Below are 1488 nucleotides of genomic sequence, written 5' to 3'. Positions count from 1 at the left end.
GGTAAAAACCCTGTAGTTGAAACTTCGTTCCCTCCTGAGTGGATCCTGAGTACGGCGGGACACGAGAAATCCCGTCGGAAGCAGGGAGGACCATCTCCCAAGGCTAAATACTCCCTAGTGACCGATAGTGAACCAGTACCGTGAGGGAAAGGTGAAAAGCACCCCGGAAGGGGAGTGAAATAGATCCTGAAACCGTGTGCCTACAAGTAGTCAAAGCCCGTTAATGGGTAATGGCGTGCCTTTTGTAGAATGAACCGGCGAGTTACGATTTCATGCGAGGTTAAGTTGATGAGACGGAGCCGCAGCGAAAGCGAGTCTGAATAGGGCGAATGAGTATGAGGTCGTAGACCCGAAACCAGGTGATCTACCCATGTCCAGGGTGAAGTTCAGGTAACACTGAATGGAGGCCCGAACCCACGCACGTTGAAAAGTGCGGGGATGAGGTGTGGGTAGCGGAGAAATTCCAATCGAACCTGGAGATAGCTGGTTCTCTCCGAAATAGCTTTAGGGCTAGCCTCAAGATGAGAGTATTGGAGGTAGAGCACTGATTGGACTAGGGGCCCCCAACGGGTTACCGAATTCAGTCAAACTCCGAATGCCAAATACTTATTCTTGGGAGTCAGACTGCGAGTGATAAGATCCGTAGTCGAAAGGGAAACAGCCCAGACCACCAGCTAAGGTCCCAAAGTATACGTTAAGTGGAAAAGGATGTGGAGTTGCTTAGACAACCAGGATGTTGGCTTAGAAGCAGCCACCATTTAAAGAGTGCGTAATAGCTCACTGGTCGAGTGACTCCGCGCCGAAAATGTACCGGGGCTAAACGTATCACCGAAGCTGTGGATTGACACCGTATGGTGTCGATGGTAGGAGAGCGTTCTAAGGGCGTTGAAGTCAGACCGGAAGGACTGGTGGAGCGCTTAGAAGTGAGAATGCCGGTATGAGTAGCGAAAGAAGGGTGAGAATCCCTTCCACCGAATGCCTAAGGTTTCCTGAGGAAGGCTCGTCCGCTCAGGGTTAGTCGGGACCTAAGCCGAGGCCGAAAGGCGTAGGCGATGGACAACAGGTTGATATTCCTGTACCACCTATACATCGTTTGAACGATGGGGGGACGCAGAAGGATAGGGTAAGCGCGCTGTTGGATATGCGCGTCCAAGCAGTTAGGCCGGAAACGAGGCAAATCCCGTTTCCATTAAGGCGGAGCTGTGATGGCGAGGGAAATATAGTACCGAAGTTCCTGATTCCACGCTGCCAAGAAAAGCCTCTAGTGAGATGTAAGGTGCCCGTACCGCAAACCGACACAGGTAGGCGAGGAGAGAATCCTAAGGTGTGCGAGAGAACTCTCGTTAAGGAACCTCCGCCAAGGCTTACTGAATTATCTTTTGTTTTGACCAAGTAATTATGTTCTAAAATATGGGCGAGATAGATCGGATTTTCTTCATTTCGCTTATCAATGTCACCTTTGCCCGGATCAACCGGATTCAAGCCAAG

Annotated in this window: 1 rRNA gene; it reads left to right on the top strand. The window is 50.7% G+C overall.

From position 1 onward, the window contains the following. A 23S ribosomal RNA gene (locus AB0O36_RS36990) occupies positions 1 to 1488 on the top strand; the annotation flags it as partial.

Origin of the sequence: Streptomyces sp. NPDC089799 (genome assembly GCF_040684755.1) — a bacterium.
GTDB lineage: Bacteria > Actinomycetota > Actinomycetes > Streptomycetales > Streptomycetaceae > Streptomyces.
Note: the sequence above shows the minus strand (reverse complement) of the source record. Positions and strands in the feature narration are given on the sequence as shown.